The organism is Vibrio sp. 5S239, assembly GCF_041439575.1.
GTDB lineage: Bacteria > Pseudomonadota > Gammaproteobacteria > Enterobacterales > Vibrionaceae > Vibrio > Vibrio kanaloae.
The window spans coordinates 122687-135939 of sequence record NZ_JBGOOM010000006.1; the positions used below are offsets into that span (position 1 = coordinate 122687).

The 13253-nt window shown below is 39.7% G+C and carries 13 protein-coding genes; 9 read left to right on the plus strand and 4 right to left on the minus strand.

Going from position 1 to position 13253, the window contains the following annotated elements; all coding sequences use genetic code 11:
- Window positions 1-17: 17 nt before the first annotated feature.
- The gene (gene waaA, locus ACED48_RS07150) at window positions 18-1280 is read right to left on the minus strand and encodes a lipid IV(A) 3-deoxy-D-manno-octulosonic acid transferase (protein ID WP_017055648.1); all 1263 of its coding nucleotides are present in this window, start codon (window positions 1278-1280) and stop codon (window positions 18-20) included.
- Window positions 1281-1412: 132 nt separating this feature from the next.
- Here waaA and ACED48_RS07155 point away from each other — a divergent pair, with 132 nt between their 5' ends.
- From ACED48_RS07155 to pseI, 9 genes are read left to right on the plus strand one after another with little or no spacing between them, the layout of a single operon-like run.
- Complete coding sequence (locus ACED48_RS07155; RefSeq protein ID WP_017055649.1) at window positions 1413-2444, plus strand: CDP-glycerol--glycerophosphate glycerophosphotransferase; 1032 nt, start codon at window positions 1413-1415, stop codon at window positions 2442-2444.
- 9 nt (window positions 2445-2453) lie between these two features.
- Window positions 2454-3539, plus strand: coding sequence for a glycosyltransferase family 4 protein (locus ACED48_RS07160; protein ID WP_017055650.1), 1086 nt, complete (start codon window positions 2454-2456; stop codon window positions 3537-3539).
- Between the two features lie 26 nt (window positions 3540-3565).
- Window positions 3566-4348, plus strand: a complete 783-nt coding sequence (locus tag ACED48_RS07165; RefSeq protein ID WP_017055651.1) for a glycosyltransferase family 2 protein — start codon at window positions 3566-3568, stop codon at window positions 4346-4348.
- A 27-nt stretch (window positions 4349-4375) separates the two neighbouring features.
- Window positions 4376-5389, plus strand: a complete 1014-nt coding sequence (gene pseB / locus ACED48_RS07170) for a UDP-N-acetylglucosamine 4,6-dehydratase (inverting) (RefSeq protein WP_017055652.1) — start codon at window positions 4376-4378, stop codon at window positions 5387-5389.
- The gene (pseC, locus tag ACED48_RS07175) at window positions 5386-6561 is read left to right on the plus strand and encodes a UDP-4-amino-4,6-dideoxy-N-acetyl-beta-L-altrosamine transaminase (protein WP_017055653.1); all 1176 of its coding nucleotides are present in this window, start codon (window positions 5386-5388) and stop codon (window positions 6559-6561) included. The genes pseB and pseC overlap by 4 nt, the downstream gene beginning before the upstream one ends.
- The gene (gene pseF / locus ACED48_RS07180) at window positions 6561-7250 is read left to right on the plus strand and encodes a pseudaminic acid cytidylyltransferase (protein ID WP_017055654.1); all 690 of its coding nucleotides are present in this window, start codon (window positions 6561-6563) and stop codon (window positions 7248-7250) included. The genes pseC and pseF overlap by 1 nt, the downstream gene beginning before the upstream one ends.
- Before the next feature lie 3 nt (window positions 7251-7253).
- A complete protein-coding gene (gene pseG / locus ACED48_RS07185; protein WP_017055655.1) occupies window positions 7254-8324 on the plus strand; it encodes a UDP-2,4-diacetamido-2,4,6-trideoxy-beta-L-altropyranose hydrolase in 1071 nt (356 codons plus the stop codon).
- Window positions 8305-8862, plus strand: a complete 558-nt coding sequence (gene pseH / locus ACED48_RS07190; protein WP_017055656.1) for a UDP-4-amino-4,6-dideoxy-N-acetyl-beta-L-altrosamine N-acetyltransferase — start codon at window positions 8305-8307, stop codon at window positions 8860-8862. The genes pseG and pseH overlap by 20 nt, the downstream gene beginning before the upstream one ends.
- The gene (gene pseI / locus ACED48_RS07195; protein WP_017055657.1) at window positions 8855-9904 is read left to right on the plus strand and encodes a pseudaminic acid synthase; all 1050 of its coding nucleotides are present in this window, start codon (window positions 8855-8857) and stop codon (window positions 9902-9904) included. The genes pseH and pseI overlap by 8 nt, the downstream gene beginning before the upstream one ends.
- A 4-nt stretch (window positions 9905-9908) precedes the next feature.
- Here pseI and ACED48_RS07200 read toward each other — a convergent pair whose 3' ends face one another.
- From ACED48_RS07200 to lpxM, 3 genes are read right to left on the minus strand one after another with little or no spacing between them, the layout of a single operon-like run.
- Window positions 9909-11006 (minus strand): polysialyltransferase family glycosyltransferase, encoded by a 1098-nt coding sequence (locus ACED48_RS07200; protein WP_017055658.1) that lies wholly within the window; start codon window positions 11004-11006, stop codon window positions 9909-9911.
- Complete coding sequence (locus ACED48_RS07205) at window positions 11006-12181, minus strand: O-antigen ligase (protein WP_017055659.1); 1176 nt, start codon at window positions 12179-12181, stop codon at window positions 11006-11008. Before ACED48_RS07205 ends, ACED48_RS07200 begins: the two co-directional genes overlap by 1 nt.
- 16 nt (window positions 12182-12197) lie before the next feature.
- Window positions 12198-13151 (minus strand): lauroyl-Kdo(2)-lipid IV(A) myristoyltransferase, encoded by a 954-nt coding sequence (lpxM, locus tag ACED48_RS07210; protein ID WP_017055660.1) that lies wholly within the window; start codon window positions 13149-13151, stop codon window positions 12198-12200.
- Between the last annotated feature and the right edge of the window lie 102 nt (window positions 13152-13253).

A 13253-nucleotide genomic window follows, 5' to 3' on the forward strand; every position in this document is an offset into this window, starting at 1 on the left:
GAATTGACCAAATGTAATTAGCTTAAGATGTGCTTCAAGGTTTTTTCCAACGCCCCTCGGTTTTGCTCTATCACTTGATAAGCCGCTAAACCTTTGTCTTTACGTAACTCAGGTTGCGTGAACAGCTCTCTGAGCTGGCCTGCAATTTCATTGCTATTTTGACAAATAGTGACCGCTTGAGCTTCGAGTAGCTTGTCGGTGATCTCACTGAAATTAAAATAACTAGGGCCATTGAGTAAGGGTAACTGAAGAGCTGCGGGCTCTAGCAGGTTATGACCCCCAACTTTATCGCCAATCAGGCTTCCCCCCATAAAGCACACATCAGCACCACCGAGTAGTACCAACATTTCTCCCATCGTATCGGCTATGTACACTTCCACATCAGAGGCGATGGGATGTTGGCTCGTTCGAGTGATGGTATTGAACTGGTAATGTTTGGCCAATTCAGTAACTTGATTAAATCGCTCAGGATGACGAGGCACAATCATCAGTAAGGTATTCGGATTGTCTTTAAGGAGCTGTTTATGAGCGTCTAAGACAATGTCATCTTCGCCTTGATGAGTGCTGGCTGCTATCCATACACAGCGCTCAGAGCCAATTGTTTCACGTAGCGCTTTGCCTTTTTCAACCTGCTCAGAAGAGACCTCAATATCAAACTTGATGGAGCCAGTCACATGCACACATTTACCGTCTAACCCTAATCGTACAAAGCGTTCAGCATCGCTTGGGTATTGGCAAAGTACTTGAGAGAGGTTTTCGGCTAACAGATCGAAAACTGATTGGAATTTAGCATAACGCTGGCACGAGCGTTCAGATAGGCGAGCGTTGAGTACCGAAATCGGTATTCCGGCTTTCGCAACGCAATGCAGTGTGTTTGGCCACAACTCTGTTTCCATTATCAACATTTGCTTTGGTTGGACGACTTTAAGAAAGGCTCGAATACACCAAGAAAAATCAATCGGCATGTAACGATGCTCAACCAAATCACCAAGTTTGGCTATTTGCTCTGCACCTGTACTCGTTGTCGTGGTGACAATGATGGCTTGATCTGGTGCTTGTTGTTTCAATTGCTTGATGATTGGCGTTGCGGCAATCGACTCGCCTACGGATACGGCATGAATCCAAATAGGATTTTTACCATTGATTTGCGGTGTGATGCCGAAATGTTCTTTCCAACGTTGGCCGAAACTCGGTTTTCCAGGTTTGTTCTTATAGAGCCCATACAGCAGTAGCGGAGAGGCTAGTGACAATATCAGAGTATAGAGAAGTCGTATAAGCATAAGAACAGTGACACCAGAGGGTAAAATCAGTATTCAGAAGAGTATTTTCTTCAATCTCGAAAGTAAAGAGCGTTATAATTAAATGCTTAGTTGCACTTTCAAACGGACATGGTGAATTTTATCTCCTCGCTTATGCAAACCGATCAAACCTATCGTTTCTTGCTCTACGTCGAGCAAAATTATTCATTTGCTATCCTTCGCCCATTCTATGACTATGCGAAGCGACTTGGTCATGATGTAAAATGGCTGCTGGTGGGTGACGATGCGTCCGAGCACTTGTTATCAGAGCAAGAGCAAAGAGTCTCTTTAGCCGAAGCGGTGACCTTTAATCCCCATGCCGTCTTAGTTCCCGGCGATCGTGTCCCTGCATTTATTTCAGGGATGAAGGTACAAGTATTCCATGGCTTGAACGAGAGCAAACGTGGGAACTTATACCCTGAGCGTGGTCTATTTGATTTGTATTGCACAGAAGGCCATGAAAGAACCAATTCACTTGAGCCATTAGCCAAACAGCGTGGCTATTTTCAAGTAAAAGAAACCGGGTGGCTGAAGCTGGATAGCTTGTTTAATTATCAAGCAAGTGAACACAATTACGAGAGACCCCAAATTCTATTTGCTTCGACGTTTTCGCCAAGCTTATCGTGTGCTGAGTTGGTTTATGAAGAACTTAAGCGCCTCAGCCAGCTGAGTCAGTGGCAATGGTTAGTGACTCTTCATCCGAAAATGAACCAAGAGACCCGAGCAAAGTATCAGGCGTTGGAAGGCGATAATCTTCTGTTTTTCGATAATGACCGAGTGATTGAAATGCAACATCGTGCTGATGTGATGGTGTGTGATAACTCATCGATATTTCAGGAATTCTTGTTGCTCAATAAGCCGGTAGTCACGGTAAATAATCGAGACCCTCAAGCAAGCTTTATTAATATTACTCAAGCCGAGCTGTTAGAGTCAGCAATTAAGCAAGCGATGCTACCTGATGAAACAAGAGACAAAGCTATCGCCAGTTATGGTCCATCAATCACCCCTTACTTAGATGGGCAATCCTCAGCGAGAGTTCTGAGTGCTATTACTGATGTGCTAGAAAGCGGCTGGCAAGATAACAAGCCAAAAAATTGGATTCGTAACTTTAAAATCCGTAAATCATTAAACTATTGGAAATTCTAGGGCTGAATAATGAAAATATTAGTTTGTGCATCGTATTTACATGCTTGGAATAGTATTCGCCCAGAAGCGGAAATATTTATAGAGCTTGCAAATCAAGGTCATACAGTCACAGTTATGACTCAAGGTGAGTCTGAGTATGTAGATAGGCTTCGAAAAAATGGCATCAAAGTTATTGACTGCTATCCGAAAAGAAAAATTTGCTTTGATACGATTAAGAGAATTAGAAGTGAACTAAAGAGTGGTGCATATGAAATATGTTACGCCTTTAATTCAAAGACTATACCTAATGCCGCATTTGCATGCGTTGGTCTCAAGGTAAAGCTGATTGCGTATCGAGGAACAACCGGTGGTTTGTATCGACATGATCCAAGTGCTTATTTGACTCAACTGCATCCGCGTGTAGATGGCGTAGTTTGTGTGTCTGAGGCAGTTCGACAGGATGTCCTCAAGCGAGTTTGGAAAAACAAAGATAATGTTGTGACTATTTATAAAGGACATCAATTGGAGTGGTATCAAGTCGAACCAACGCCTAGAGAGTCGCTTGGATTGAGTCAGACAGATGTTGTTGCCTTTTGTGCTGCGCACGTTCGCCCTAGTAAGGGTATTTCTACTCTCCTCGAGGCGACGAACTATATTACAGCTCCCAATTTTCACCTGGTGCTTGCAGGCAGTGGCTATGAGCCTCACTTTGATGAGATGAAAAATAGCCCGATCTCAGATAGAATTCATTATATTGGCCATCGTAAAGACATCCCATCATTGATGGCAATGTCAGATATTCAAGTACAACCATCAGTGAGTGGTGAAGGCTTACCGCGTACTATAATTGAAGCGATGGCAAATGGCACAGCGTCAGTCGTGACTACAACTGGAGGAGCTCCAGAACTTGTAGAAAATGGTCAGACAGGTTTTGTTGTACCTACCGCTGACGCTCAGGCATTAGGCGAAGCTATTAACAATATCGCACAAGATAAGCAGCAATGCATTGAAATGGGTATTGCCGCTAAAGAGAGGTTAGCGCTTCATTTTAGTTCTAAAGTGACAGTTGCTGAACACTTAAAGTATTTTGAACATCTACTAGGACATTCAAACTAGCTCAATGAAAAAGGTATATTGATTCAATGAGAACATTATCAGCGTTAATTATCTGCAAGAACGAAGAAGACCGTATTAGACCTTGTTTCGAATCGCTAAAAGGTTTTGCTGATGAAATAATTGTTTATGATTCTGGTAGTACGGACAAAACAGTTGAAATAGCACGAGAATACACGGATAAAATCTGGGTTACAGAAGATTGGCCGGGAGATGGTTACCAAAAAGCTAGGGCTTTTGAGCAGGCCACATGTGATTGGGCCTTAATCATCGATGCTGATGAGTACTTAGATGAAGATATGAAATCTGAAATAACTCGTCAGTTAAGTGATCCGAATTTAGAAGAAGTAGCCTTTAAGTTGCCTTGGGGCAATCTTATCTTAGGTAAGCAGATGCGCTTTGGACGCTCATCTAGAGCTCCTAAACGTCTTTTTAAATGTGATGGGGCTTCGATCACTAAAGTGGTTGTGCATGCCAATGTAGAAACTAAAGGAAAAGTTTCTACTTTAAAGAAAGGTTTTTTGATGCATAACTCATTACGCGGCTTTGATCATTTAATGGAGAAGAGTCGAGCTTATGGTTGGGAGACAACCAAGAAGTACTACAGTAAAGGTAAGCCAAGCTTGGGGATTCCTTTTGCCATCCTTCGTTCAGTTTGGACATTTTTCTTAATTTATATTATCCGTTTGGGGTTTCTAGACGGCAGTCGTGGTCTATTGATGGCGATGAACTTTGCTCAATCCTCATTTAATAAATATGCAGGCCTGTGGTATTTGGAACAAGAAGCTAAGCTGAAAAGTAATAAGCATTAAAACAAAAAAATTAATAGAGATTTTAATATGTTAAATAACAAAACAGTATTAATTACCGGTGGTACAGGCTCATTTGGCAAACAGTTCATCAAAACGATTTTAGAGCGTTACCAGGACGTAAAGAAAATTATTATTTTCTCTCGTGATGAATTGAAGCAGTTTGAGATCAAGCAGCAATATCCACATAAGGATTTTCCACAATTACGTTTCTTCATCGGTGATGTTCGTGACCGTAATCGTATGATTCAAGCGTGTGAAGACGTTGATGTCATTATCCACGCCGCTGCGATCAAACAAGTAGACACAGCTGAGTACAACCCGACTGAATGTATTCGTACCAATATTGATGGCGCAGAGAATGTGATTAGTGCAGCTCTTGCGTGTGGTGTGAAAGATGTCGTTGCTCTCTCGACCGATAAGGCATGTGCACCAATTAACTTATATGGTGCTACGAAACTTGCATCGGATAAGTTATTTGCAGCTGCAAACAATATTAAAGGCTCAAAAGACATTCGTTTTAGTGTTGTTCGTTATGGCAACGTAATGGGCTCGCGCGGTTCGGTTATTCCATTCTTTATGCAGAAAAAAGAAGAAGGTGTACTGCCAATTACACATGAAGAGATGACGCGTTTTAATATTTCTCTTCAAGATGGCGTGAATATGGTGATGTATGCACTTGAAAACCATTTGGGTGGTGAGATCTTTATTCCTAAGATCCCTTCATACAAAATCCTAGATATCGCTGAAGCTGTTGCGCCGGGCATGGCAACGAAGGTTGTTGGCATTCGCCCAGGAGAAAAACTTCATGAAGAAATGATCACTGATACTGATTCTCTCAATACAATTGATTTAGGTCGTTATTACGCGATCCTTCCTTCTGTCTCTTTTACATACACAGAAGATGAGTACATGAATCACCATAAGGCTGAGAAAGTGCCTTTTGGTTTTAAATACAACTCAGGCACCAATACTGAGTGGGAAACGATTGAAGGTCTACGTGACCTAATCAAAGAACATGTTGATCCTAAATTTACAGTGTGAGTAGAACAGTGATTCCATACGGCAAGCAAGATATCAGTCAGCAAGACATTGATAGTGTAGTTGATGTCCTTAAATCTGATTTTCTAACTCAGGGACCACAAGTGCCTGCGTTTGAAAAAGCGTTAACAGAACATACTGGTGCTCAGTATGCGTTAGCAGTGAATAGTGCAACCTCCGCCCTACATATTGCTTGTCTCGCTTTAGATTTGGGTGAAGGTGACTGGTTGTGGACAACACCGGTTACTTTTGTTGCGTCTGCAAACTGTGGTCTTTATTGCGGAGCTAAAGTGGACTTTGTTGATATTGATTCAGCAACTTATAACATGTGCCCTAAAAAGCTAGAGCAAAAGCTAATTACTGCTAAAGCCACCGGAACTTTACCTAAAGTCGTGGTTCCTGTTCACTTATGTGGTCAGCCTTGTGATATGGAATCCATTGCTAAGCTAGCCAAAGAATATGGCTTTAAAGTCATTGAAGATGCTTCTCATGCTATTGGTGGTCAATATCATGAACAACCAATCGGTAATTGTAAGTATTCTGATATTACCGTATTCAGTTTTCACCCTGTAAAAATTGTCACAACGGCTGAAGGTGGTGCTGCATTAACGAACCAGAAAGAGCTAGCGGATAAAATGGCTCTCTTGCGCAGTCATGGTATTACACGAGATCCTGAAATGATGACGGAAGCTTCTCATGGAGGCTGGTATTACCAACAGGTTGATTTAGGTTTCAACTACCGCATGACAGAACTTCAAGCAGCGTTGGGTGTCACGCAAATGCAGCGTCTTGATGAATTTGTTGCGGCGCGCCATGTGTTGTCTAAGCGCTATAATCAAATGTTATCTGAATTACCTTTAGTACTTCCTTATCAACTGGAAAACACGTACTCAGGTCTGCATTTATTCGTAATTCGTTTGAAGTTAGATGAGATATCACTAACTCATAAACAAGTGTTTGATGCCCTGCGTGAAAATGGTATTGGCGTTAATTTACATTACATACCGGTTCATACTCAGCCATATTACCAGGTTATGGGCTTTACTGAAGGGGATTTCCCTGAATCAGAACGTTACTATCAAGAAGCGATCTCACTGCCAATGTTCCACGGTATGACGGAAGCACAGCAAAATACCGTTGTTCGTGTAGTAACCGAAATTTTGACAGGTAAATAATGAACGTTGCTATTATTCCTGCACGTGGTGGCAGTAAGCGTATTCCTCGTAAAAATATTAAGCACTTCCATGGCAAGCCTATGATCGCTTACTCAATCGAAGCTGCACTTGCTTCGGATTGTTTTGATAAGGTGATTGTCTCTACTGATGATGCTGAGATAGCCGAGGTAGCGAAAAAATATGGTGCTGAAGTGCCATTTTTACGGCCTTCAAATATCTCCGATGATTATGCTACCACCATGGATGTGATGCACCATGCAATAACTTGGTGCGCTAACAATGGCTGGGATATTGGTGATGTTTGTTGTTTGTACGCCACCGCTCCGTTTGTTTTACCTGAAGATCTTCAGAAAGGCTATGAGCTACTTAGGGGAACGAGTGTGCAATTTACATTTAGTGCCACATCGTTTCCGTTTCCGATTCAGCGTGCAATTAAGCTTGATGAGCAAGGTTCTGTTTCGATGTTTTCGCCTGAAAACGAACAGGTAAGATCACAAGACTTGGAAGAAGCGTATCACGATGCTGGCCAGTTTTATTGGGGTCGCAAAGATGCTTTCTTGAATAAATTATCGGTGTTTTCCAGCCACTCTAAGGCCGTGCTCTTACCGAGAAAACGCGTTCAAGATATTGATAACCAAGAAGACTGGGAACTGGCTGAATCTCTTTTCTCAGCATTAAGGTTAGGATAAACCATGAAGGTTACCTTCCGAGTGGATGCGTCACTATTTATCGGTAGTGGCCACGTCATGCGCTGTTTGGTGCTTGCAGATATATTAAAGAGTAGAGGTTTCTCCGTATACTTTGCTTGTCTGCCTCAACCTGGGGACATGATCGCATATATCCGTGATAGAGGCTTTGACGTATTAGAGTTGACTCCCTCTTGCCTACCTATGACTCCCTCTCATAGCGCTGATTATAAAGCTTGGCTTCAACGTAGCGTTGAAGAAGATGCAAATGACTTTTTATCCAAAGTTGATTATTCCGAATGGGTGATTGTGGATCACTATGCGCTGGACCGTGAATGGGAAAGTATTATTATTGGTAAGCTGTCATGCGCTACTTTATCGATAGATGACCTTAACCGTGAACACTGTAGTGATATTATTCTTGACCAAAACCTATGGCCGAACCTTGAAGAAAGATATTCAAATTGTTCTGCTATCAAGCTCCTTGGTCCTGAATATGCTCTTTTAAGAGAGAGTTTTTCAATATTGCGAGGTTCCCCCCGAGATTCAATATCCAATCAACTTTTAGTCTTTTTTGGTGGAACAGATCCTACAAATGAGTGCGAGAAGTTTATTCTTGCAGCAAATGAGTTTAAGAGGCTCCCGTTTAATACTATTTTGATCACGGGGAGAATTAACCCTCGTTTTGATACTTTGTCAAAGCTTAATCAAAATCGAAGTGTAGCAATATATAAGAACTTAGAGAGCTTCGACTTATCTTTAAGCAACAGTAAATATGCGATTGGTGCTTCGGGAGTCAGTAATTGGGAGCGGTTCTGCCTGAAAGTTCCTGCTTCAATAGTTTCCGTCGCGGAGAATCAAGTAGTACTTTCTAATTACTTGTCTGATTTAGGATTTGTTGAATATTTAGGTGAAGGCACAACGACTACTACCAATACTTATAGGGATGAGTTAACACGTCTATACGAAAGGTGGGAGCACATCAAACCTTTTAGTGATTTTGAAGTTGATGGCTTCGGTGCGAATAAGGTCGTTCAAACAATGGAGAGCTTTTGTCGTGAAAAAAAGAGTGATTAAATTTAGGCTACTTGAAGAAAGCGATTTAGAAGAAATTCTCGCTTGGAGAAACTCTCCAGATGTTAGAAAAAACATGTACACCTCTCATGAAATCACTATGGATGAGCATAAGTCATGGTTTTCTAGCATGTGCAAGGATAGTTCAAAAGAGTATTTTTTAGCTGAGTTAAATGGAGAGCCAGCTGGGGTTGTTGGATTTACAGATATAAATCGAATTCCTGGAATCGCTTCTTGGGCATTTTATGCGTCGCCCAATGCGGTAAGAGGTACCGGATCTTTGATGGAATATCGGGCCCTAGAGCACGCATTTACTGAATTAGATTTGCACAAATTACGCTGTGAGGTTTTAGGCTTTAATCAACCGGTGGTGAAATTACACTCCAAATTTGGTTTTAAAGTTGAAGGTACTCATCGAGATGCTTTCTTCAATGGGACTGAATATCACGATGTAGTACATTTGGGTATCTTTTCACATGAGTGGAAAGATATTAGAAACCTTATGAAAGATAAATTGAGAGTATACGAAGAAAATGAATAAAAACATATACATCGATAATCGAGAAATTGGTCCTAATTGCCCTCCCTATATTATTGCTGAGCTTTCTGCTAACCATAATGGCGATATAAACCGAGCTTTTCAGATTATGGAAGAAGCAAAAAAAGCAGGTGCTGATGCGATTAAACTTCAAACCTATACCCATGAAACTATCACTATGGATAGTGACTCGGAAGAGTTTCAAATTCATGGCGGTTTATGGGATGGCCAAACTCTGTATGAGTTGTATAAAGAAGCGCATATGCCTTGGGAATGGCACAAGCCTTTGTTTGAAAAAGCAAAAGAGTTAGGTATTACGATATTTAGTTCACCATTTGATTTTACCGCTGTAGATTTATTAGAGGAGCTAGACGCTCCCGCATACAAAATAGCATCTTTCGAAGTGGTTGATTTACCTCTGATTAAGCGTGTTGCTCAAACGGGTAAGCCGATGATTATCTCAACGGGAATGGCCAATGAGGAAGAGATTGCAGAAGCAGTAAAAACTGCGAGAGATAACGGGTGTAAGGAATTGGTTGTATTACATTGTGTTAGTGGCTATCCAGCCCCTGCAGAACAATATAACTTAAAGACGATTGCCGATATCGCAGAGCGGTTTGACGTTTTATCTGGCCTTTCTGATCACACTATCGACAATGCTACCGCCGTTGCTTCGGTTACTCTAGGTGCATGTTTGATAGAAAAGCATGTCACGATGGATCGAAATGGTGGCGGTGCCGATGATAGCTTTTCTCTTGAGCCTCATGAATTAGCAGCATTATGTAAAGACACGAAAACGGCTTGGCAAGCGATGGGGCAAGTGAACTACGAAAGAACAGAAGCTGAAAAGGGGAATGTTAAGTTCCGTCGTTCTTTATATGTAGTAAAGGATATTGCTAAGGGTGAATTTTTGACGCCTGAAAATGTTCGTAGCATCCGACCTGGGTTTGGTTTAGCCCCAAGATACTACGAAGAGATTATAGGAAAAAAGGCTTCATCTAATATAGAGGCAGGGACTCCTTTATCGTTGGGTTTATTTGAATAAAAAATCATGTCATTTTAGATAGCTGGATAGAGATTCTCTTTTGAAGGCTATCTTCGTTTTTTTCTAGTTCACTTATAATATCGACAAAGTTAGAAACTTCATCATCTGGAATTATTTTATATATATCACAGTATTCTTCCATTCCGATACCTGCTGAAGAGTTAATGGATATGATATTAACTGTATCTATACTCGATAGTAAATATATCTCCAAAGGCAGCTTACTCGACAAGAAAGTCACACCTTTTTCTTTGAATGATGAATAATCTGATTCATTTTCCTTTGGATGCAGCTTTAAAACCGGGTCAAAACCTTCCCTTTTACTTTCCGATATTATCAAGTCATAAATTTTATAAAAGAAGTCATCATTAACAAGTTTGCCCTTCAGTTTTTTGAAGGTCGGCTGTGTGGCGATGATTAATGTTTTTCTATTTAGATCATGAGAACCATCAAACCTGAAGCAGCGTTGAATATTTGAAATATTCGTTTTGTTTTTGGATAAAACTAGTTTTTCCCCTTTATGTCGTACTGATTCCGGTAGTTTTTCTGGGTGTATTACATGGATATTATTACATTGTTTTCGTTCGCCAAATACATGGTGCTTGGGTGTTTTATTTGACAGGAAACGAAAGAGTTGTTTTAATTTTGAATCTATTTTGTGTTCAACATAATTCCCCATACCATCTTCAATCATTGAGTATGATGGAGATAGCAGTCGAAACAGTCTGGACATTTTGTTGTTATCATTGTAAAGATATAACATTGTAATTATAGAATTAAAGTTCAATTTATCATCGTACTTCTGTAATAACTTTACTAGAATTAACTTTAAGTGTTTAGAAATTGGCCAGCCACGAAGAGAACATAATAAAATGTATCTTCCAACATATCCACTTTCCTTTATATGCTTAACTAGTAATTTCCTGCTTACTAGTATTAATTCTATATTTTCCGGTAGTGTTTTAGTGTTTATATCATCTGGTTCAACCTCTTGATAATCATAAAAGAAAATTATTTTCGATAATGTATCACTGTCTGAATTCTGTGACCTATACAGGCTAAATAACAGGTGTCGAACTGTTGAACAAATATATAAATCCATTATTTCTCCTTCTCCTTTTCATTTTTTATTTTATTTATCAGTATTATCGATGTGAATAGATAAAGGAAGTATGTTCCTGGATGAGATAGAGGTATATAACTTAATCCTGCTGAGAATATAAAAATTGGCATTATTATAAGAAGTGCAGAGTAACTTGATTTAAAATTCCTTATGCCATATACAAATGGTAAAAGTAAGACTAAAAAATATAACAAGGCTCCAATGAAGCCATATTTTACAGTCCGATCTATTATGCTATTGTGAAAGTTTTTATTATCAAACCAGTTTAAAGAACGATGAACTTTTTTCTTTTTTAACAAGTCATCAATTATCTTGAGGTGTGCCGTTTGACCTAACCCTAACCAAGATTTATTATCTTCTATTATATTATACCCAATTATCCATAATTGAAGCCGTATACCCCATGATGAGTGTAAATTACCTTCTTGAAGTTGCTTTACTTCTGTTATAGAGCGGTCAATTCTATTTTCTACTACTGGGTAGCTTAATATAGACATTGTCGTAAATAAAGAAAGACTAATTAAAGTGATTTTCCAACTTTTTTTCTTTATGAATATAAGAGCAGTAATGGCTATATAAGCTATAATTAAAGCGAGCCACGTGCCTCGAGTATCAACAAGAACGACATTTATACTTAACAATATGAAGTTAATAACTGATAGGGCAGAGAGTATTCTACTCTTACTAATGTAACAGAAATAAAGTGCAATTAAAGAAAGTAAACCTAAAAAATTCGAGTATGGTATTGCATTTAGAGGCAGTTCAAATCGGCTTAGATTTTTAACTTCAATAATATCTATGGTTTGATAGGATATATATATAGAGCTTATTGTAGTTATTAATATTAATGTTTTATAACGAATTTTCTTAGGGAAAGATATTGAAGAGTATAAAAGTGTGCTAATGAGAACTCTTATTTCTGATGAACTATAGCCATTTTGATAATATTTAAATGTAGCATAAGCTGTACATACTAGAATCAATATTATAATGTTGTTGTGTTCTATTTTTATATGATCAAGTTTTACTATGCTACATAATATCTTTGTTACCAAAGATATTATGATCAGAGCGACTAGAATCTTATCCCCATTATGGACGATAAACAGACCACTAACAGCCCAATAAATGGGTAGCAAGTGTATAAATTGCATTATATTTCGAAACATATTATTTGTATGGATTGAGATTACTTTCAGGACGAGTCTTAAGCAGCCTTAAGATCCACATATATTGCTCTGGTTTTTTACTCACATAATCTTCAATACATTGATTCATCATACGTGCATCTTGTTCTTCACTTCCTGTTGGAAATGGAAGCGCAGGGTAAAAGTCCAGGGTGTATTGGCCCGTATTACTATCGTATTGAGCAAACAAGGGAACAATTTTAGCTTTGCTCAGTTTAGATAGACGGCCAAGGCCTGAGATGGTTGCTTTTTGTGTCGCGAAAAAGTCAACGAAGACACTGTGATCCCGGCCAAGATCTTCATCGGGTAGGTAGTAGCCAAGGTAGCCGTCACGTACTGACTTGATGAAAGGTTTGATACCGCCGCTACGATCGTAAACTCGTCCACCATATTGAACACGTTGCCTGTGCATTAACCAGTCACTGAGCTTATTTTTCTGTGCTTTTGCCATGGCTGATACCGGAAGGTTACGCGATGCCAGCAATACCGCTGGGATATCGATAGCCCATGTGTGCGGAACCAACAAGATAACGTTCTCTCCGCTGTCCGTCATATCGGTTAGGTTACTCAGGCCGTTTATCGAGGTGTTGTTTTCTAGCCAGCCTTTACTCTTTAAGGTCAGTGAGGCAAACCCCATCAAAAATGAGATGGAAGTAACGTATGAGTGATAGAGAGTTTCTTCGCGCTGTTCTACCGATTGCTCGGGAAAGCACATCTCAAGGTTTACGCGAGCTCGGCGGTTAGCCTTATTCTTGATTTTTACAGCTTGCTTAGCCATAAACTTAGCTAATATCAAGCGAATGCTATTAGGCAAGAAGCAGACTAAAGACGATAACAAAACAGCAATCCAAGTTCCCCAGTACTTAGGCGCTAGAAAACCCCATTCAAACTCAGGGTTGTAAGCTTTTGGATCAAAATCATTGCGTTGTGTGGTCATTCATTCACTACATTATTTAAATCAGAGAGTTAACTTTATATTGGTCACTCTGGGAATGATTATATTCGTTAGGCATTACCAATAATACACACTAAAAATAGG

Bases quoted from the DNA above. Each gene is read 5' to 3' on its own strand.
- pseG (WP_017055655.1), top strand. From the start codon at position 7,254: ATGAAGGTTACCTTCCGAGTGGATGCGTCACTATTTATCGGTAGTGGC.
- pseF (WP_017055654.1), top strand. From the start codon at position 6,561: ATGAACGTTGCTATTATTCCTGCACGTGGTGGCAGTAAGCGTATTCCT.
- ACED48_RS07205 (WP_017055659.1), bottom strand. From the start codon at position 12,181: ATGCAATTTATACACTTGCTACCCATTTATTGGGCTGTTAGTGGTCTG.
- ACED48_RS07200 (WP_017055658.1), bottom strand. From the start codon at position 11,006: ATGGATTTATATATTTGTTCAACAGTTCGACACCTGTTATTTAGCCTG.
- ACED48_RS07160 (WP_017055650.1), top strand. From the start codon at position 2,454: ATGAAAATATTAGTTTGTGCATCGTATTTACATGCTTGGAATAGTATT.
- pseI (WP_017055657.1), top strand. From the start codon at position 8,855: ATGAATAAAAACATATACATCGATAATCGAGAAATTGGTCCTAATTGC.
- pseB (WP_017055652.1), top strand. From the start codon at position 4,376: ATGTTAAATAACAAAACAGTATTAATTACCGGTGGTACAGGCTCATTT.
- waaA (WP_017055648.1), bottom strand. From the start codon at position 1,280: ATGCTTATACGACTTCTCTATACTCTGATATTGTCACTAGCCTCTCCG.
- lpxM (WP_017055660.1), bottom strand. From the start codon at position 13,151: ATGACCACACAACGCAATGATTTTGATCCAAAAGCTTACAACCCTGAG.
- ACED48_RS07155 (WP_017055649.1), top strand. From the start codon at position 1,413: ATGCAAACCGATCAAACCTATCGTTTCTTGCTCTACGTCGAGCAAAAT.
- ACED48_RS07165 (WP_017055651.1), top strand. From the start codon at position 3,566: ATGAGAACATTATCAGCGTTAATTATCTGCAAGAACGAAGAAGACCGT.